The organism is Luteococcus sp. H101 (assembly GCF_038433155.1).
Taxonomy (GTDB): Bacteria; Actinomycetota; Actinomycetes; order Propionibacteriales; family Propionibacteriaceae; genus Luteococcus.
Genome location: NZ_JBCDMW010000017.1, coordinates 34362 through 52481, shown reverse-complemented (window position 1 = coordinate 52481; position 18120 = coordinate 34362). Strand labels below are relative to the sequence as shown.

General features: G+C 69.2%; 19 protein-coding genes and 1 tRNA gene. 9 read left to right on the top strand and 11 right to left on the bottom strand.

Annotation, left to right across the window (positions count from 1 at the left end; translation table 11 throughout):
* Positions 1–175: 175 nt before the first annotated feature.
* A tRNA-Met gene (locus AAEX60_RS06810) sits at positions 176–249 on the bottom strand.
* Between the two features lie 238 nt (positions 250–487).
* Between AAEX60_RS06810 and AAEX60_RS06805 the strand changes: the two genes are divergently transcribed.
* A complete protein-coding gene (locus tag AAEX60_RS06805; protein WP_342102131.1) occupies positions 488–1738 on the top strand; it encodes an alpha-amylase family protein in 1251 nt (416 codons plus the stop codon).
* On the opposite strand, the gene AAEX60_RS06800 is transcribed toward AAEX60_RS06805, so the two are convergent.
* Positions 1722–2627, bottom strand: coding sequence for an oxidoreductase (locus tag AAEX60_RS06800; RefSeq protein ID WP_342102129.1), 906 nt, complete (start codon positions 2625–2627; stop codon positions 1722–1724). The genes AAEX60_RS06805 and AAEX60_RS06800 overlap by 17 nt on opposite strands.
* Positions 2628–2667: 40 nt before the next feature.
* Here AAEX60_RS06800 and AAEX60_RS06795 point away from each other — a divergent pair, with 40 nt between their 5' ends.
* Both AAEX60_RS06795 and AAEX60_RS06790 read left to right on the top strand, forming a co-directional pair.
* Entirely contained in the window at positions 2668–3261 is a 594-nt protein-coding gene (locus AAEX60_RS06795; RefSeq protein ID WP_342102128.1) for a TetR/AcrR family transcriptional regulator, read from the top strand.
* Positions 3258–4481 (top strand): acyltransferase family protein, encoded by a 1224-nt coding sequence (locus AAEX60_RS06790; RefSeq protein ID WP_342102125.1) that lies wholly within the window; start codon positions 3258–3260, stop codon positions 4479–4481. The genes AAEX60_RS06795 and AAEX60_RS06790 overlap by 4 nt, the downstream gene beginning before the upstream one ends.
* Here AAEX60_RS06790 and AAEX60_RS06785 read toward each other — a convergent pair.
* Both AAEX60_RS06785 and AAEX60_RS06780 read right to left on the bottom strand, forming a co-directional pair.
* A complete protein-coding gene (locus tag AAEX60_RS06785; RefSeq protein ID WP_342102124.1) occupies positions 4384–5040 on the bottom strand; it encodes a response regulator transcription factor in 657 nt (218 codons plus the stop codon). The genes AAEX60_RS06790 and AAEX60_RS06785 overlap by 98 nt on opposite strands.
* Entirely contained in the window at positions 5037–6023 is a 987-nt protein-coding gene (locus AAEX60_RS06780; protein ID WP_342102123.1) for a sensor histidine kinase, read from the bottom strand. Before AAEX60_RS06780 ends, AAEX60_RS06785 begins: the two co-directional genes overlap by 4 nt.
* Positions 6024–6133: 110 nt before the next feature.
* On the opposite strand from AAEX60_RS06780, the gene AAEX60_RS06775 reads away from it, so the two are divergent.
* Entirely contained in the window at positions 6134–7606 is a 1473-nt protein-coding gene (locus tag AAEX60_RS06775) for a serine hydrolase domain-containing protein (RefSeq protein WP_342102122.1), read from the top strand.
* On the opposite strand, the gene AAEX60_RS06770 is transcribed toward AAEX60_RS06775, so the two are convergent.
* The 3 genes from AAEX60_RS06770 to AAEX60_RS06760 are packed head-to-tail and all read right to left on the bottom strand — an operon-like array spanning position 7568 to position 10623.
* Positions 7568–7948, bottom strand: coding sequence for a hypothetical protein (locus tag AAEX60_RS06770; protein WP_342102121.1), 381 nt, complete (start codon positions 7946–7948; stop codon positions 7568–7570). The two genes, AAEX60_RS06775 and AAEX60_RS06770, sit on opposite strands and share 39 nt — an antisense overlap.
* A 3-nt stretch (positions 7949–7951) precedes the next feature.
* Complete coding sequence (locus AAEX60_RS06765; protein ID WP_342102120.1) at positions 7952–9883, bottom strand: FtsX-like permease family protein; 1932 nt, start codon at positions 9881–9883, stop codon at positions 7952–7954.
* The gene (locus tag AAEX60_RS06760) at positions 9880–10623 is read right to left on the bottom strand and encodes an ABC transporter ATP-binding protein (RefSeq protein ID WP_342102118.1); all 744 of its coding nucleotides are present in this window, start codon (positions 10621–10623) and stop codon (positions 9880–9882) included. The genes AAEX60_RS06765 and AAEX60_RS06760 overlap by 4 nt, the downstream gene beginning before the upstream one ends.
* Before the next feature lie 111 nt (positions 10624–10734).
* Between AAEX60_RS06760 and AAEX60_RS06755 the strand changes: the two genes are divergently transcribed.
* Positions 10735–11988 carry a sensor histidine kinase gene (locus AAEX60_RS06755; RefSeq protein WP_342102116.1) on the top strand — a complete coding sequence of 418 codons (1254 nt, stop codon included), beginning with the start codon at positions 10735–10737 and terminating at the stop codon, positions 11986–11988.
* Positions 11985–12644: a response regulator transcription factor gene (locus tag AAEX60_RS06750; protein ID WP_342102114.1), complete on the top strand. Its 660-nt coding sequence runs from the start codon at positions 11985–11987 to the stop codon at positions 12642–12644. Before AAEX60_RS06755 ends, AAEX60_RS06750 begins: the two co-directional genes overlap by 4 nt.
* 24 nt (positions 12645–12668) lie before the next feature.
* Here AAEX60_RS06750 and AAEX60_RS06745 read toward each other — a convergent pair whose 3' ends face one another.
* Positions 12669–13184, bottom strand: coding sequence for a VOC family protein (locus AAEX60_RS06745; protein ID WP_342102113.1), 516 nt, complete (start codon positions 13182–13184; stop codon positions 12669–12671).
* A gap of 50 nt (positions 13185–13234) precedes the next feature.
* Between AAEX60_RS06745 and AAEX60_RS06740 the strand changes: the two genes are divergently transcribed.
* Entirely contained in the window at positions 13235–14029 is a 795-nt protein-coding gene (locus tag AAEX60_RS06740; RefSeq protein WP_342102111.1) for a helix-turn-helix domain-containing protein, read from the top strand.
* Between the two features lie 80 nt (positions 14030–14109).
* Here AAEX60_RS06740 and AAEX60_RS06735 read toward each other — a convergent pair whose 3' ends face one another.
* Positions 14110–14967, bottom strand: coding sequence for a LysR family transcriptional regulator (locus AAEX60_RS06735; protein WP_342102110.1), 858 nt, complete (start codon positions 14965–14967; stop codon positions 14110–14112).
* 122 nt (positions 14968–15089) lie between these two features.
* Here AAEX60_RS06735 and AAEX60_RS06730 point away from each other — a divergent pair, with 122 nt between their 5' ends.
* Positions 15090–16100, top strand: coding sequence for a nitronate monooxygenase (locus tag AAEX60_RS06730; protein WP_342102109.1), 1011 nt, complete (start codon positions 15090–15092; stop codon positions 16098–16100).
* Between the two features lie 4 nt (positions 16101–16104).
* Here the strand turns inward: AAEX60_RS06730 and AAEX60_RS06725 are convergent, their stop codons facing one another.
* Positions 16105–16560 carry a pyrimidine dimer DNA glycosylase/endonuclease V gene (locus AAEX60_RS06725; protein ID WP_342102108.1) on the bottom strand — a complete coding sequence of 152 codons (456 nt, stop codon included), beginning with the start codon at positions 16558–16560 and terminating at the stop codon, positions 16105–16107.
* 26 nt (positions 16561–16586) lie between these two features.
* Positions 16587–17513: an SDR family NAD(P)-dependent oxidoreductase gene (locus tag AAEX60_RS06720; protein ID WP_342102106.1), complete on the bottom strand. Its 927-nt coding sequence runs from the start codon at positions 17511–17513 to the stop codon at positions 16587–16589.
* Between the two features lie 91 nt (positions 17514–17604).
* On the opposite strand from AAEX60_RS06720, the gene AAEX60_RS06715 reads away from it, so the two are divergent.
* Complete coding sequence (locus AAEX60_RS06715; RefSeq protein WP_342102103.1) at positions 17605–18099, top strand: FBP domain-containing protein; 495 nt, start codon at positions 17605–17607, stop codon at positions 18097–18099.
* Positions 18100–18120: the final 21 nt, after the last annotated feature.

Genomic DNA, 18120 nt, shown 5'->3' with positions numbered 1-18120 from the left:
AACCCCTCGGCCCACAACCCGGCACCAACTTCAGCTGGGAAGACGGCAACGGCATCCAGAAAGGCTGGGCCGGCCGCTGGCGACCATGACACGCCCGAAGCCATACACACATTTCTGCCGCTAACCCGAAACGACGATGGCGCCGGTCCGAAGACCAGCGCCATCCATCACTTTGTAGCGGGGACAGGATTTGAACCTGTGACCTCTGGGTTATGAGCCCAGCGAGCTACCGAGCTGCTCCACCCCGCGTCGGTGAGAACTACATTACAGGGTGACGAACGAAAGGCAAAATCGAGCGGGTTGGGGCGCTCGAGGCCGGCTCAGACCCACCGCGAGTCACGCCGCCCCACCCAAGGGCCGCTGGGACTCCCGGAAGCCGGAGTCCGGGTGGCTCGCGACCCACCGTAGAGTCGTCCACGCCGCCCGTCTGGACGAATGGCATTGTTGGTGGGGAGTACTCACACCCCGTCGAGGAGAGGTCAGGGCAATGCGCTGGTTCGAGCACGCCATCTGGTGGCAGGTCTACCCGCTGGGTTTCACCGGGGCGCCGGTACGCCCGTCGAGCGAGGACGAACGCGCCCTGACCCACCGGCTGGGTCACCTGCACAACTGGCTGGACTACGCCCAGCGCCTGGGCACCAATGGCCTGCTGCTGGGGCCGGTCTTCACCTCGTCGACACACGGCTACGACACCACCGACCACTTCACGATCGACCCGCGGCTGGGTGACGACGCCGACTTCGACAAGCTCATCGACGCCTGTCGGGAGCGCGGGATCGTCGTGCTGCTCGACGGCGTGTTCAACCACGTCGGGGACCAGCACCCCCTCTACCTGGCCGCACTGGAGAAGGGCCCGGACAGCGACGAGGCGAAGCTCTTCCGGATCGACTGGAGCCAGCAGCCACCCCGCGCCGCCGTCTTCGAGGGCCACGGTTCGCTGGTCGCGCTCAATCACGACGAACCGGCCACCGCGGATCTGGTCGCCGACGTGATGAAGCACTGGCTGCGCAAGGGCATCCACGGCTGGCGGCTGGATGCCGCCTACGCCATCAAGCCGGAATTCTGGCAGGGCGTGCTGGACCGGGTGCGCCCCGAGTTCGCCGAGGCCTGGTTCGTCGGCGAGATGATCCACGGCGACTACGCCGACTACGTGCGCCGCTCAGGCCTGGACTCCATCACGCAGTACGAGTTGTGGAAGGCCACCTGGAGCTCGCTGAAGGACACCAACCTGTTCGAGCTGGACTGGACGCTGCAGCGCCACAACGGCTGGCTCGACGGCGGTCTGGTGCCTCAGACCTTCGTCGGCAACCACGACGTCACCCGGATCGCCACCCTGGTGGGCCACGAGCGGGTGGCCGCGGCGCTGGCGGTGCTGTTCACCATCGGGGGCATCCCCAGCCTCTACTACGGCGACGAGCAGGGCTTCACCGGCACCAAGTTCGAGCGCCTTGGCGGCGACGACGAGGTCCGCCCCACCTTCCCGGAGAACCCGGACCTGCTCTCCCCCTTGGGAGAACCGATCTTCCGCCTGCACCAGGACCTGATTGGCCTGCGCCGACGCAATCCGTGGCTGGTGCACGCCCGCACCGAGAAGCTGGAGCTGCGCAACGAGTTCTACCGCTATGCCGTCCACGGACCCGCCGGGGAACGGCTGGAGGTCGCCCTGGACCTGGCTGGCAACGGCATCCGGATCCAGGACGGCAACGGCGAGCCACTGCTGGTCAGTCCAGGTAGCTGAGACCAGACCAGTCCTCGCTGCGTCGCCACAGTTCCGCCGCCAGCTCCGGGTCCAGCGCCACGCGTGAGGGCTTGACCTTGGTGGCAGGGCCTCGCAGTTCGCCCGGCCCGTCGGGGCCGTAGTAGTCACCGGCCTGCACCGTCGGATCCGTCGCTGCACGCAGGGCCGGTTCGGCGCCGCGAGCCACGCCCTGGCCCACCAACCGGTCCACCAGGGCACGCAGACCCCGCTTGCCCCCGGGATTGGTGGCGCTCTGACCCGGATGGGCCGCGACGGACAATGTCTGGTGACCGTGGGCGGCAAGTCGTCGGGCCAGCTCCTGGCTGAACAGCAGGTTCGCCAGCTTGCTGCGGCCATAGGCGCGCATGGCCTTGTAGTCCACGCCGGAACGAACGTCGTCGAAGGACAGTCCGGGCATCTTGTGACCATTGCTGGCCATCGTCACCACCCGGCTGTGTGGGGTCTCGACGAGCAGGGGCAGCAGGCGCCCGGTCAGGGCGAAGTGCCCCAGGTGGTTGATACCGAAGTGACGTTCGAAGCCCTGCTCCGTGGTGGCGTAGGGCAGCATCATCACGCCAGCGTTGTTGACCAGCAGGTTGATGGGCCTCCCCTGCGCCACGAGCCGCGCACCGCAGGCCCCGACGGAGTCGAGGTCTGCCAGGTCCACGAACTCGACGTCGACCCACGCATGGGGATGCTGCGTCGCGAGGCTGGCTCGGGCTGCTCGTGCCCGCTCGGGCTGGTTGCCGAGCATCGTCACGGCGCAGCCGTGGGACACCAGCTGCGTCGCGATCTCGAGGCCGAGGCCGTGGTCGGCGCCGGTGACGACGGCATGGCGTCCGGCCATGGATGGGATCTGCGATGGCGCCCACTCGCTTTTTTCGGTCATGTGCATGATAATAGCAGGGTCGCTTGTCCAAGGAGGATGGATGCCCAAGATCGTGGACCATGAGGAACGTCGTCGCGTGCTGGCGCACGCCGTCGTCGAGGTGGCAGACCAGCGCGGGCTGGACAATGCCAGCCTGCGCACGGTGGCGCAGCACGTCGGGATGTCGATGGGCACCGTGCAGCACTACTTCGCCGACCGCGAGGCCATGTTGGACTTCGTCCTGGACTACGTCCAGCAACAGCGCACCGTCCGCATCGAACGCGCGGTCCAGGCCCTTGCCACCCCCACCCCGGCCGCCATCCTCGACGCCTTGGTCGACGAGATCCTCACCACCGACGAGACCAATCAGGTCTTCGAGCGGGTCAACGCGATGTTCCTCGACCGAGCGCGACGACACCCCGCCACCGCCGAACGGCTCGGCCAAGGCCGGGCCGAGGTGGTGCGCCTGTTCACCGGGCTGCTGGAGGGCCGCGGCCTGCGCGAGGGCGTCGACGCCGCCCACGCCGCGGAGGTGCTGTGGGCCCTGCTCGAGAGCCTCCCCACCGCCATCACCCTGGGCCAGCACACCAGCCTGAGCGCACGCGCCGTCGTGCACACCTACCTGCGCAGCATCACGAATGAGAGCCCCCGATGACACCCGAACCACCCGCCACGCAGGCCCCGGCGCGCACCCGGATCCACGGACTCGACGCCGTGCGCGGCGGCGCCCTCCTGCTGGGCATCGTGATCCACTCCCTGATGCCCTACGTGACGGGCATGCCCTGGCTGGTGCCCGACAGCCAACAGGCCGTATGGCCGTTCACCATCATCTCCGGCATCCACTTCTTCCGGATGACGCTCTTCCTGCTGATGGCCGGCTACTTCGGCCACATGATGCGCGAACGCCGCGGAAATTGGGGCTACCTGAAGGACCGTCTCAAGCGGATCACCCTGCCCCTGTTCGTCTTCTGGCCCGTCGCCGTCCTGCCCCTGGGCCTGTTGGCCGCCTGGCACGCCCAACGCGCCGGGCTGCCGCTGGAGCGTCCCGACGTGAGCGGCGCCAGCAAGTTCGACCTGGGCCACCTGTGGTTCCTGTGGGTGCTGACCCAGTGCATCCTGCTGGTGTTGGCCATCCGGTGGGTCGTCACCCGCGTCTCGCCGCGCGCCACTGCGGCCACTTCCCGGCACCTGGCCCGCTGGCTGGGTGCCCCCGGCGGCGTCCTGCTGGCGGCGCTCCCCTACGCGATCACCACCAACCTGCAGCGCGACCTGTCCGGGATCGTCGCCCCCACCACGCTGCTGCCGGGACCCGTCGCCCTGGTCGCCTACCTCGGCGCGGTCGGCGTCGGATGGGTGCTGTCGTGTGACCCGGACTCCCTGCCCCGGCTGGCACGACTGGCCTGGTGGCACACCGGGCTGGCGGTGGTCACCATGACCGGCGCGCTGATGGGCACCCACGTGCTGCCCGTCGACCCTGACCTTCCGGAGTGGGTGGCGCTCACGCTGATGGCGCTGGCCGGTTGGAGCAGCTGCTACGCACTGTTGGGGCTTGCCGTGCGGCACCTCACCACCGAGCGTCCGTGGGTGCGCTACCTGGCCGACGCCTCCTACTGGATGTACCTGATGCACCTGGTGCTGCTGACCTTCTTCCAGGTGCTGCTGGCGCCGCTCGGCTGGCCGATCCTGCTCAAGGTTGGGCTGAACATTGGTGCCACCACAGTGATCCTGCTGGTCAGCTACCAGCTGTTCGTCCGTTCGACGGCGCTGGGTGGCTGGCTCAACGGCCGACGAGCCCGGCCTGGTACCCCACCAGCGCGGCCTGCACCCGGTTCTGGACGCCCAGCTCGTCGAACAGGCCACGCAGGTACTGCTTGACGGTTCCCTCGCTCAGGTGGAGGGCGCGCGCAATCTCGGCATTGCTGGCGCCGGTGGCCAGCTGCGCCAACAGGTCCCGCTGCCGAGGGCTGAGTTGCTGTGCTCGCTGGGCGGCCTTGCGACGTTCCTGCAGTTCGCGCAGCCGGCCACCGGAGATCAGCCATGCTGCGACGCGCGGGGAGAAGACCGCACCACCATCGGCCAGGGCATGCACCTGGCGGATCAGGTCCTGGGGTGGGTCGGACTTCAGCAGGAAACCCTGGGCACCGGCATCGATGGCCTCCTCGAGAAGGTCCTCCTGCCGGAAGGTGGTCAGCATCGCCACGGGTGCCCGGTTGTGGATGCGGCCGAGCTCCCGCAGGGTCACCATGCCGTCCATCCCGGGCATCCGGATGTCGAGCAGCACCACGTCGACGGCATGGGCGGTGAGCTCGCGCACCAGGCTGCCCCCGTCGCCGCACGAGACGACGACCTCGAGCGACGGATCGTGACGCAGCAGGACAGCGATCCCCTCGCGCACCATGGCATCGTCGTCGGCCAGGGCGATGCGAATGCTCACCGCACCCCCACCTCGACCGGAACCTGGCGGGGCAGGATCAGCTCCAGCACGAACAGCTCATCCTCGGTGACCTCCAGACGACCACCCGCCATCTCCACCCGTTGGCGCGTGCGCCGAAGACCTGTCCCCGCGCCGGGCCTGCCTCCCGCGGTGATCCGGTTCGAGATGTGCAGGCCGAACTGCTCCGCTTCTTGTCGCACGACCACCCGCACCGGTTCTCCCGGAGCGTGTCGGCCGGCATTGGCCAGGGCCTCGGCCAGCACCCCGGCCACCAGGGCCCGCTGGCCGGGGCCGGCCTCCTCCAGCTGGTTGCCCTCCCAGTCCACCTGTGTCCCCGCGACCCGGGCGGACTGGAGCACCTGCTCGATCGCCAGGGGCGGCCGGGACTCGTCGGGCTCGAGCAGGGTGACCAGGTCTCCCACGCTGTCGAGGATGGCGGCGAGGTCCGAGCGCACCCGGGAGACCTCGTCGGCGGTCTGCTCGTCGTCGAGTCGCATCCCCAGGGCGCCCAGGCGCAGGACGGCGTGGTTGAGCCGGTGGCCAATGCCGTCATGCAGCTCTTCGGCCAGCCTGACCCGCTGGTCCACCAACGCCTCCCTGATCTGGGCGGATCGTCGCTCCTGCTCCACACGCAACAGTTCCTGGGCGCGCCGTCCCTCCTCGCGTTGGTAGTGCAGCGCAGCGCGCCACCCGACCACGGACGCCCCGACCATCAGCAAGGCTGCCGCCACGAGTGTCGAGTTAATGGCACCCGCCGCGTGCTGCGGATAGGCCAGCGCCCCGAGCCCTGCCGCGACCGGGAGCCCCGCGACGGCCGCCGCCACGGTCCCACGGCGCCACCGTCGATGCTCGGTGGCCAGGACGAGCACCGCCAGCGCCACCGGGACCGCGAACCACCACAGCGAGCCCCGGCCAACGGCCATGGCGCTCGCGCAGCCCAGGGCAGTCCCAGCGAGCGAAGCGCGCACCATTCCCATGTCCATGACGACGATGCTAGGCAGCATCCCGGCCCTGGCACCCCTCACTTTGGTGAAGTCTTGCCCGACCCTTCGGCAATGACGTGTGCGACGCCGGCATCCGTAGCGTCGCGACCATGACACGACGCACCTCCTGCGGCCTCTTGGTCCTGCTCCTCCTGGCCCTTCCCCTCGGTCTGTGGTCGGCCCTGCCACACGACCAGGGCCAGCTCCCCACCACCGTCGAGCAGTACCTCGAGGCAACGACATCCTCGGGCGTGCCGGGCGTCTCCGTGACCGTCCTCCAGGACGGGAAGGTCCTGCACCAGGCCTCCAGCGGATCCCTGGCTCCGGGGACCATGGTCCCCGTGGCCTCCTTGACCAAGGCCTTCACCGCCACCGCGGTGCTCCAACTGGCAGAGCGTGGCAGGTTGCGGCTTGACGACCCGGTGCGCCAACACCTGCCCGGGTTCGAGCTCGACGACCCGCGTTCCGGGAGCATCACCATCCGTCAGGTGCTCAACCAGTCCAGCGGGTTGACCGATGCCACGCTGGGCTTCAACCAGTACTCGGCAGCCCCTGCAACGCCGCGCAAGGCCGTCGAACTGCTCGCCCAGAGTCGTCTGGCCTACCCACCCGGCACGTCGTGGGACTACTGCAATGTGAACTACTGGATCGCCGAGGTCCTGGTGGAGGAGGTGACGGGTACCCCCTTGCCCGAACACCTGCAGCGCGAGGTCCTCGAACCACTGGGCATGCACTCCACCGTCCTGTTGGACCACACGGGAGAAGTGCCCGAGACCGGTACACCGACGGCCCGGAACCACTCCTACCTGTTCGGGCGAGCCGTCCCGACCAGGACTCCACGGACCTTCGCCGGCGGGGCCGGTGGGCTGTGGACCACCCAGCAGGACTTGGCGCGGTGGGCCCTGTTCCAGCAGGGGCACGGCCCGGGAGTGGGACGGGTCCTCACTCGCGGCTCCCTGCGCGAGATGCACCGCCGCCAGAGCCCCCTGCACCAGTACTCGGTGGGCTACGCGCTGGGCTGGTGGCACGGGGAACCGGCCGACGGCGGTGTGGTACGCACCTCGCACAGTGGGACCGGAGCGGGACACAGCGCCTACATCGGCCTGTTCCCCGATGACGTCGCCATCACCGTCGTGGTCAATGCCACCGGCCCGAGGGCCGACGACATCGCCAACGACCTGTATGCGATCCACCGCGGCCAGCCCCGGCCGCCGCTGGGCGCGCCGTCGCCCGTGGTGGACAGCTGCATCGCCGCAGTCGCTGTCCTGGCCTGCACGGGATGCGTTGTGGCCATCCGTCGACGACTCAGGGGTGAGGTCCCACGCCAGTGGCGTGGGCATGCGGTGGCGTTGCTGTGCCTCACCACCTTCCTCCTCGTGGTGCTCACGCCCTCCCTGGGCACCAGGCTCGTTGGCCGGCAGTCCAACTGGCCCCTGCTGGCGACAATGGCGCCCGTCCCGGTGCTCGGCGCCTGGTTGACCGCACTCCCCTGTCTGGGAGTGGCCGTGTCGCACCTGCTGCGGGCAGCGGCTGGCCAGACGCGTTCAACCAACGGGCGTCGCGTTCCCGTTCACCGTGACTGAGGTCCCCGAGGGGACGGTCACCGTGTAGCTGCCTTCACACATGCCGACATAGCCCTTGCTGCAGGGTGAGCCGAGCTCCAGCTCCGCCCCGGACAGGGACCAAGCGGGGGTGGTGGCGTCCTTGCCGACGGACGTGGTCGTAACGCTGACCGAGACCTTGCCTTGCGGCCCGGAGACGACCTGCACCGGCATGTTCGCATTGGGGTTGTTCACCTGCAGGCTCCTGGCAGGGAAGTCGAAGGTGGTCTGCTCGGTGTGCTCGGTGCTGGAACAGCCGGTGAGCAGCCCTGTACCCAGCACGAGAAGGGTCAGGGCGAGGATGGGCTTTCGGATGACGGACATGGTCTACTCCTTGGTGATGAGGTCGTGAACGGGTGAGTTCGAGGTAGCGGCCCGGACTGCGACCCAGGTGGTGGCGCAGGCGAGGGCCGAGACGAGCAGCGCCATGCCTGCCAGAAGTGTCCAGGGGATGGCGATGACAGGGCTGCCGAAGGATCGCGCGCTGGATGTCCAGAGCCCGACGAGGGCGAGGACCGAGACGCCGCCGCCGAGGAACATGCCGATGGTGATGGTGGTCAGGGTTTCGAGGATGGTGGCGGCCGTGACCTGTGAGCGGGTCAGGCCCGTGAGCCGGTCGACGGCGAACTCGCTACGGCGTTGCACGGTGGCGATGGCGAGCGTGCTCAGCAGGCTGATCAGGGCGTAGAGCGATCCCACTCCCACCAGGGCGGTCATGACTGCCCGGTTCTCGCCGTCCTTGGTGGCGTCGTGTTCTGCCAGACGGTCGGAGTGCGCGCTGACGGCGCCCAGGCCCAGGGCTGAGATTGCCTTGCTGACCTGGGTTACGGGGACACCCTCTTCCACTGTGACAAGCACCGTGGAGGGAGCTTTCGCCAGCAGATCATCGGGAACGATGGCGAGCGGGATGTAGGCGGAATCGGTGGCCGCCAGCCCTTCCCCGGTGCGCGCGGCGACGGTGAGTTGCTGCCGGACCCCAGCCAAGCTGACCGCGACGGTGCCGCCGCCCGGTGCAGACGACGAGTTCTCGACCCCCGGACCGATGACGATGCTGCGCTCGTCAAAGGCGGCAAGGTCTCCTTGGACGGGACGGTATGGGTGCATGTGGGCAAAGCGCTCCGGGTCCAGCGCCCACACCGGCCCGGTCAGTTGTCTGCTCCCCTTGCCCTGACCAAGGGTGATGGAGGCCGGGACCTGCACCTGGACGTCCGCGGTGCCGACACCGTCCACTGCCGCGATGCGCCGGGAAGGGTCGCCGTGGGTCTCCACCAGCAGGTCTGCGCGCGTGGTGGTGACCAGTTCCCTGTTGCCGGTGGCGGTCTGGGTGTCGAGCAGGCCCTGGAGGCCCGCGACGAGACTGACCAGCACGATCAGTGGAGCCGCGATCTGCGCGGTGCGCCGGGCATCATCGCGCACCGTGGCGACGGCCAGCTGGCTGACCGGCCCTCTTGCGAACTTCTGGACGAGGACGGCCGTGGCGGGGACGAGCACCGGGGCGAACTGGCTCGCGGTGATGCTTCCGGTGACCACGATTCCCAGCCCCATGACCAGGGGGCCGAGGAAGCCACCCATGGCGAGCGACGCCGCCAACTGGGCAGCGGTGGCGATGGCAGCCAGCACGCCCCACACCCAGCGTGACCGGGACAGGAGCCTGGCCTCCTCGCCCCGTCCACCAAGGCCGTCCAGGGGCGTCACCTTCGTGGCGCGCCTGCTGGCCGCAGCCGCACCTCCGACAGCCACCCCGACGCCGACCAGTGCGTCGAACACGAGGTGGAGCGGCTGCCACCCTACGACCACATCGGCGGGCATGACCCCCATCCGAACGTAAAGTCCACGCTGGACCATCGCGAGCACCAGTCCCAGCACGGCGCCGATCAGGGTGCCCGCAAGACCCAGGATGACGGCCTCACCGAGCAGCATGCGCCGCAGCTGGCCGCGCTTGACCCCGACGAGCCGGAGCAGGGCGAGCTCTCGACGCCGCTGTGTCACGGCAAAGTCGATGGTGGAGCGCACGACGAAGACGGTGAGGAAGATCCCCAGCATGCTGGCTATCCCGTTGAGGGTGTTCGTGCCGTTGAGCCGGGTGAGGTAGGCGGCGCGCTCGGCCGCACCAAGATCTGCTGGTGGGCGGGCCGAGGCGATCGTGGTCGCGATAGCCAGGCCCGAATGGACCAGGCCGACGCCCAGTGCGATGACGCACAAGGTGCCGACCAACAGGTGCCACCGATCCCGCAGCACGCGCCACATCAGGTGCGTCATGCCACACTCTCCATCGCGGCAAGCTGGGTCGCGATCACGCTGGCATCGCCACCGGCGCGTTCGGAGACGACCAGGCCATCGCGCATGAAGACCACCCGATCGGCACGGGCTGCGGCCGACGGGTCGTGGGTGACCATCAGCACCGTCTGCCTGCGCTCGTCCACCAGCGTCCGCAGCAGGTCTAGGACGACGGCGGCCGAGACGCTGTCCAGGGCTCCGGTGGGTTCGTCGGCGAACAGCACCGCGGGCCGGGTCACCACCGCCCGGGCGATTGCGACACGCTGTTGCTGTCCGCCGGACAGTTCCCGAGGACGGTGCCTGGCCCGGTCGCCCAGACCCAGTTCCACCAAGGCCCGACCGGCTGCCGGGACATCACGTCCACCGGCCAAGGCCAACGGCAGGGCAACGTTCTGCTCGGCGGTCAATGCCTGCACCAGGTTGAAGCCCTGGAAGATGAAGCCGATGGTGGTGCGACGCAGCTCCGTGAGCTGGTTGTCCGTCAGGCCGGAGAGGTCTCTGCCGGCCAGCATCACCTGTCCGCTGGTGGGCGAGTCCAGGCCCGCCGCGCAGTTGAGCAGGGTCGACTTTCCTGACCCGGAGGGGCCCATGACGGCCGTCCACGAGCCAGCCATGCAGTCGATCGACACGTCCCGCAGGGCGTGGACGGGGTTGGCGGGCTTGCCGTAGGTGCGGCTCACGCCACGCAGGCTCAGGACGACGTCCGTAGGTGTCTGGTTCATGGCATCCAGTCCACTCGCTGGAACCCTGCCCGATCACTGGAGCCAGACACCCAGTTGTCGGTATGGCCAGCCATACCGACAACGCCTCAGGACCCGCCTAGCATGACGGACATGCGATCCCCCGGCGGGCACCATGCCCCACCCACGCGACGGGCCCTCGCTGACCTGGGCGCTGGAGCCCTTGCCTCGGTCCTCGCCTGGACTGGCTGTGGGTTGGGGCTGCTCCCCCTGGTGCTGGGCTTGAGCACCTTGGCACACGGGAAGGCGGCGGCTGGGGTGCTGCAGAGCACCCTCGGCATGGCCCTCTTCGGGGCGGTTGCCCTCCTCGTCGCCCGCCCACTGGCGACGGTGACCTTGCGCCGAACTGGACGCGCGCCATTGTTCACCGGCTGGTTGGACGCACGATCCCTGGCCTGGCTGGGAACCACCCTGACGATCCGTTCGTCCCTGTCCGCCGCAGTGATCATGACCGTGATCGGCTCGATCGTGGGCATGCTGTCCCCGGTCATCGTGGTCGGCGGGGACCGCGTCGACATCGGTCCCTGGCGCATCACGACCCTGCCGACCGCCGTCATCGCGGCATCCCTGGGGCTGGCCACCATCCTGCTCCTGACCCGTCTGGCACCGGCACTGGTCACAGCCGACAGCCGGCTGGTGGACGTCATCCTGGTGGGTGACCGGGACCGGCTGGAGGCTGAGCTCCAGCAGACCACCACGTCGCGCGCCCGTCTGGTCAACGGCTTCGACCTGGAACGGCGTCGCATCGAACGCGACCTGCACGACGGCATCCAACCCGAACTGCTCGGGATCTCAATGACACTCGGCATCGTGTTGGCAACCATGCATGACGACGATCCCGCCCGCCCTCTCGTCGCCACGGCGCAACAGCAGTCCCTCGACACCTTGGACCACCTGCGCCGCTTCGTCCGCGGCATCCACCCGCAGGTGCTCGATGACCACGGTCTGGCCGCAGCACTGGCAGAACTGGCAACAACCCTGCCCATCACCGTCCGCGTCGATGACCAGCTCCCCGGGCGTCTGGATGACGGCACCGAAACGGCCCTCTACTACGCCATCGCCGAACTGCTCACCAATGCCGCCAAGCACGCGCGGGCACACGAGTGCGTCGTCACCCTCCGCACCTGTGCGACGTCAGCCGCCACCACCGAGGAGCCATGGGTGGAGGCAACCGTCGTGGACGACGGGCAGGGCGGCGCGGACCCCCGAGGACGCGGCCTCACCGGAGTCCGCGACCGCATCGACGCACTCGGCGGCCGCGTGGACATCCACTCGCCCGCAGGCGGGCCCACGCGTGCCTCCATCACCATCCGGCCGGACGCTGCCCCGACCACTGTGATGCCATGACAAGTCTCCGTCGCATCATCCTGGCCGAGGACAACGCCCTGTTGAGGGAAGGGCTCAAGGCCGTCCTCTCGACCGGCGGGTGGCAGGTGATCCACGCCGTCGACAGCGCCGACGACATCGCTCCTGCCGTCGACGAGCACCTCCCGGACATGCTCATCACCGATGTGCGCATGCCACCACACCGCGGTGCTGACGGTCTCCGCGCGGCGGCCGCCGTACGCCAGGCCCATCCTCGCCTCCCAGTGCTGGTCCTCAGCCAGTACGTCGAACGCTCCTACGTCTCCCAACTGGTGGATGCCAGTTCACGAGCCGGGTTCGGCTACCTGCTCAAGGACCGCGTCGCCCACGTCCATGACTTCCTAGACTGCCTCGCCCGCGTCCACGCAGGCGGCAGCGCCATCGACCCCCTGGTCGTCTCCCAGCTCATCCAGCACGCCTCCAACCCCTTGGCCCGCCTCACCCCACGTGAACTGGACGTGCTAGCCCTCATCGCCGAGGGCCTGTCGAACCAGGCCATTGCCAGCCGACTGTTCGTCTCCGAACCCGCAGTCGTCAAGCACGTCGGCAACATCCTGACCAAGCTCGACCTACCGCCAGACGGGGCACAGAACCGCCGCGTCATGGCCGTGCTGGCCTACCTGGACCACGGCTCCTGAAATCCCGGCGAATCCCCGTCGGGGTCAGGGTGCTTCCTCAGCCATCTCCGCCAACCACTGCTCGACCCGGCGGGTGGATTCATCGTCGCTCAGATCCTCGACGCGGGTCATGACCGACCAGCGGACACCAAAGGGGTCCCGGATGCTGCCAAAGCGATCCCCCGACACGAAGGTGGAGACGGGTTCCCGCAGGGTCGCGCCGGCGGCCAGCGCGGCCTCGACCACCTCATCGACATTGGGCACGTACAGGCCGATCGAGAACTGGGAATCCTCGTCGTCGGGGTCGACGGCGCGCAGCCGATAGGCCTCCATCGCACTGCCCAACTGCAACCGCCCGGACGGGAACTCCATCTCCGCATGGACGATCTGGCCGTCCATGCTCGACGAGCTGATCAGCCGGGCGCCGAAGACGCTGGTGTAGAAGTCAATGGCCCCTTGCGGCTCCTGCAGCGCAACGAAGGGGGCCAGCGACGAGAAGCCACGCGGGCGGCCATTGCTGGTGTGCGGACCGTCGGCGGGCAGGACGTGATCATTGGTCATGACGGCCACGCTAGGCAGCAGCCGCACCCGCCGACTTGTAGATTCCTGCCATGACCGACGGTCTGGCACCCAACAGCCGAGGGACGCTGTTTCCGGCACGCCTGCCCACCGGATTCTGGCGGCTTCCGGCCTCGCCCGAGGTCAGCGAGCTGGTCTCCTGGTGGTGGATCAGCCAGTGGGCACTGACCGACGGAGAGGAATCCCATCAGGAACTCCTCGCCTTTCCCGCCAGCAATCTGGTTCTGGAAGACAGCCAGGTGCGGTTCTGGGGCCCCACCACCCGCCGTTCCACCAAGGTGCTGCGCGGCCATGGCTGGGCGCTCGGCGCCCTGCTGCGCCCGGCCGCAGTTCGCGGTTTCGTCCCCGATCCCGCGTCGCTGCGTGACGACTCGATGCCGGTGGACATGCCCGCGCTCCACACGGCCGTGGCCACCCACGCCGCCTGCGATCTGCGCGACGCGGTCGGCGACGTCGAACCCTGGCTGGTAGACCGGGTCGGGCCGATTGGAGACGAAGCCCGGCTGGCCAATCGGATGGCAGAGCTTGCCAACAACGATCCGAACATCTCCAGCGTGAGCGAGCTCGCCAGCGCCCTGGGCATCTCCGAGCGTTCGGTGCACCGCCTGGCCGCCAGCCATGTGGGCCTCTCCCCGTACAGCATCATTCGGCGACGCCGTCTTCAGGAGGCCGTCGCCGCCGCGCGCGAAGACCCGCAGGAAGCTCTGGCCAGCATTGCCGCGCGCTTCGGCTTCGTCGACCAGGCACACCTTGCCAGAGAGGCGCGCAAACTCCTGGGCTACCCCTTGCAGACCTACCGTCGGGAGCTGACAGAACATCGACAGTGACCCGAACGCCCAGACGCTTCGCCCCATCGTGGACGCAGCCTCTGCCCGTCACCTGATCGCCACCGACGAGACACTGCGCGCTACGAGGCGCCGCTGATCCTCCTGGCCTCGGCCCAGGCGGACAGGGCCAGGGTTGCGGGGCGACGGTCCTGACTGCGGCAGACGATCGCGACGGTGACGGCGGGGGCATCCGGGATGCGGTGGTACTGGATGCCGGGGTGTGGTGCCAGCTCCGCGGCCAAGGCGGGCACCACTCCAATGCCCCGGTCCGCCGCCACATAGGCCTGCCACTCGTCGAAGTTCGAACAACTGGCAGCCACCCGTGCTGGCGGCGTCCACAAGGAGGCCTGGGTGGTGCCCGTCGCCCGGTTGACCACCAGCGGTTGGGAGCCGAGCGCAGCCCAGGATGCCCCGATGGCCGCCTGATGGGCCGAATCATGGGCGATGGCCAGCATGCGCGCCTCGGTGGCGATCGGCGTGGCCACCAGACCCTCCCGCGACGAGGGTTCGCGCAGTACACAGCCATGCAGTCTGCCCGCCAGGACGTCGCTCACCGGTTGCTCCGTGCGCTGCAACCGCAAGCGAAAGCCCGGATCACCGCGCCTCAGGTCCTCGTCGAGTTCCCCCGGCAACCAGCTGGGCAGCAACCAGCTGAAACCCAGCATCGCCACCCCGTCGGAGCTGTCCAGACACCGGATGGCAGCGTCGAAGGCTGCCACCGCGGCCTGTGCCTCCGGCAACAGGCGACGTCCGGCCGCCGTCAGCGTCAGGCCGGCGCTGCCACGGCTGGCCAGCTCGACACCCACGATGCGTTCAAGCTGGGCCAAGGTGCGCGACAGCGCTGGCTGCCCGATCCCCAGGTGCCTGGCTGCCGCACTGATGGAGCCAGACTCCACGATCTCGACCAGGGCCCTCAGGTGCCGGATCTCTGCGTCCATGGTTTGAGGATAGAGCGGCCATGCCTGTGCGGCATGGGCCATGCCGTGATCTGGTCTACCGCAGTCAGTGGCCCGGTGCGTAGCGTCATGTTCAGCTCACCATCGCCCGCGGGAGGATCACCGTGTTCCAGCTGTCAGACCTCAAACGCCCCGTCATCGTCGCCCCGATGGCTGGGGGTGCCTCGACACCCGAACTGGTGTCGGCCGCTGCCGCAGCCGGGGGGATGGGCTTCCTGGCGGCGGGTTACAAGAGCGTCGACGCGCTCACGGACCAGATCTCCACGGTCCGTTCGCTGGGCGCCGACCCCTTCGGCGTGAACCTGTTCGTCCCGGATCCGCGGCCGGCCGACCTTGAGGCCGCCCGTCGCTACCGCCACCAGCTCGCGCCGTTGGCGGAGCACTACGGCATCGAGCTGCCCGAGCCGCGTCAGGACGACGACGGCTGGTCCCGGAAGGTGGAGGCGCTGCTGGATCTGGCGGTCCCCGCGGTCTCCTTCACCTTTGGTTGCCCGGACGCCGAGGTTGTGCGACGCTTCCGCGAGCGCGGCACCACCACCATCGCCACGGTCACCAACGCCGACGAGGCGACCCAGGCTGAGGGCGTCGGCGTTGATGTGCTCGCCCTGCAGGGCCCGGATGCCGGAGGACACCGTGCCACCTTCGACGCCCGGCAGGACCCGTCGGGGCAGCCCCTCACCGAGCTGTTCGATCAGGTGGCCACCCGGGCATCGCTCCCCACCATCGTGGCCGGCGGCATCACCACCCGGCAGGACGTCAGCGGCTGGCTTGAACGCGCGGCTGCGGTCCAACTCGGCACAGCCTTTCTCGACGCCGACGAGGCAGGCACCCAACCGGCCTACCGTCAGGCCCTCCACGAGACCAGCTACACCGAAACCGCGCTGACCCGCGCCTTCTCCGGACGCTGGGCCCGCGGGCTGCGCAATGAATTCATCGATCGCTACTCAGCCCTTGCCCCTGACGCCTACCCGGCCGTCAACCAGCTCACCGGCGCCCTGCGCGGGGCCGCGGGCAGGGCGGGCGACGCGCAGAACCTGTCCCTGTGGGCCGGCACCGGCTGGCGGTCCATGCCGTCGGGATCCACAGCGGCCATCATGGCCGGGCTCACCGACTGATGGCTCAGGCGCGCCCCGCAGTGGGCGCGGGTCGCAGGCTCATCCGCTCCCACGGCTCGATCTCACCGTCAACCACCCGGAAGAGCGGGTGCGCCGGCGCACGATCCAGGACGTCCAGCCACGTCGGCTGTCGAACTGCCACCTTGGCTCGCAGATGCCCCAGCTCCGCCGACAACTGCCCGCGCGTGACGGTCAGTGAGCCGGGCGGGCAGGGCAACGCCTCCAGCTTGGTTCGGTCGAAGCGATAGCCACGGCTGGTTGCCTCGTCGTGGAGCCCCGCCAGCCAGGCCGCGATCGCGGCGTGGGGGTCCGCCGTCGCCCTGAAACGGTCGAGTTGCGGGTGGTTGCGGTAACCGACGGTCCGACCCGCCAGGACCTTCTGCGCAAGCAAGCCCTCCCGCCAGCCGGCCACGAGTGCGGCCCGGTCCAGCAGGTGGGGGTGCAGACTCCACAGACGCATGCGCGGACGCTACTCGGATCCGGGGCTCATCGGCCCTGGTTGTTGCGCTTGGCCGCGCGACGTCCCAGGACCGTCAGCTTCTGCACGATCGCCGGAGTGGGCAGGTCCGCCCCGGGGACCGGCGTGTGGTTGCCGGTGGCCCCGGGCAGGACCCGGCCGGCCAGGCCCATCAGGCGCGTCACGGTGGCTGGAGCCAGACCACGCGCGCGGTAGGCGGCCCAACTCACCGGGGTGATCGTCACCAGGGGCCGGCCCGCCAGCACACCGTCGACCATCTGACGGGCCGCCCGCGTGGAGTCGGCCGACAGCACCGGCAGCGAAGCGGCGACGCTGAACCAGTTGTGCTCGGCGGCGGCGTTGCCGGTGAAGACCGCGTTGTCATGCGACCCAGTGCGCATCAGGCCCGGCACGATGGTGGTGGCGGTGACGCCCGAGCCCAGCAGCTCGGCGGCCAGCCCATCGCAGAAACCCACGGCGGCGAACTTCGCCGTCGAATAGGGCAGCATGTGCGGAGGCGACACGACGCCGCCCACCGACGCGACGACGCCGATGTGGCCGCTGCGCCGTTGCCGCATGCCGGGCAGCACGCTCCAGGCCAGGTTGATCGGGCCCTTGGCCATCACGTCCAAGGCCTGGTCGAAGTGCTCCAGCTGCATGTCCTCGGCCGGGCCAACCTGGATGATGCCCGCGACGTGGATCGCCACCTCCAGCGGCCCCAGCGCTGACACCTCGTCGACCACCTGGCGCATCCGGGCACGGTCCGTGACGTCCAGCTGGTGGGTCGAGACCCGTTCGCCGAACTCGGAGGCCGCCCGCGCGAGCCCATCGACGTCGCGCGCGGCCAGCGCGACATGGAATCCCCTGCCGTTCAGCACCCGCGCAATCTCCAGCCCCAGCCCTCGTGAGGCTCCGGCAACCAACGCGACGGGGACGTCCTGTGCTTGTGCATTCATGGAGCAACGGTAAGGGTTCCACGCTCCCCGACCAAGACGCCTGCACGGGCCAGGAGATGTATCCACGCCGCGCGGCAGTAGAGTCTCCCCCATGCTCGCCCTCACCCCCGACCAGATCCGCACCGGTTTCGTGAACTGCACCAAGGGTGAGGCCAAGCGGCACATGGTGCCGGGCAACCTGGACGCCGTCGACTGGGATCCCCTGGACTTCTTCGGCTGGCGGGATCCGGGCTCGGAACTGATCGGCGGGATGGCGCTGTGGCGCGGGGACGACGTCATCTCCATCGCGCTGCGGGCCACCCAACGCCCCCTGTCGGCCAAGCAGAGCATGTGCTCGCTGTGCTACACCTTCCACTCCAGTGGCGACGTGGTGTTGATGGGCGCCAAGCGTGCCGGGGCGCGGGGCCGCGACGGCAACACCGTCGGCGCCTCGATGTGCGCGGATCTGGCCTGCTCGCTCTACGCCCGCAAGCTGAAGCAGCCCCGACGGGTACAGCCCCAGGAGACCCTGGACGTCGACGCGAGGATCGCCCGGTTGCGGCTGAACCTGGACAAGTTCGTCGCCCGGGTGGTCGACGGGCTCTGAGGAGCACCAGCCCACCTGGCT